Annotated in this window: 1 protein-coding gene; it reads left to right on the top strand. The window is 38.7% G+C overall.

The window, feature by feature from the left end; translation table 11 throughout:
• Window positions 1-180: 180 nt before the first annotated feature.
• The coding region (locus tag ASC50_RS03025; protein ID WP_158648339.1) for a hypothetical protein at window positions 181-636 on the top strand (456 nt) is incomplete at its 3' end.

The raw sequence follows: 636 nt of genomic DNA, 5'->3' as shown, positions 1-636 counted from the left end.
CATTTAAAGGAGTGAAAGGTTAGGTTAAAATGTTCACGTGGGTGCGTGGACTTTTACTTATCCTGTACTCCAAGGTCAGGCAAATACCCAAGTAAGCGGGATACTTAAAGATAGTACCGCGCTTTTTTCGTGTGCAAAAATGAAATTTTAAAAACAATTAATAATATAAAGTAAAAAGTTATGAAAAATGTAAGAGTTAGTTCAAGTAAAACAAAGTTTTACAGTATTGTTGTGTTGGCGGCGACTGTTGGTATGACAACGGGAGTATTTTTAGAATCATGCTCAAAACGCCCCCCCGCACCGATTGTAGAAGAAGTTGTAGAAGAAGAAGTTGCATCTGAAAGGCGAACGTCCGAACGCAGTCGCCCTGCGCTTGACTATGTAATTCTGGATGAGAAGTTAGCGTTAGCTCCTGAGGAGTATGATAATTTCACTTATCTTACGGTTAAAATACAGAATACGGGCACTTCTGAATTGGCTTCCCTCCATCTGTATTATAGTATAAAATATAGTGACGGAACATCCTACACAGCACAGCTGGATTTTTATCGCGTTCAACCCGGTGATATTATGGTAGATAGGATGCATTTTGGTACGAAAAAACCTGTTTCTATGAAATTTCTTAGAGCAGAAAAG

The organism is Candidatus Symbiothrix dinenymphae (assembly GCF_001431085.1).
The sequence above is the reverse complement of the archived record's forward strand: the minus strand, read 5'-3'. Positions and strand labels throughout refer to the sequence as shown.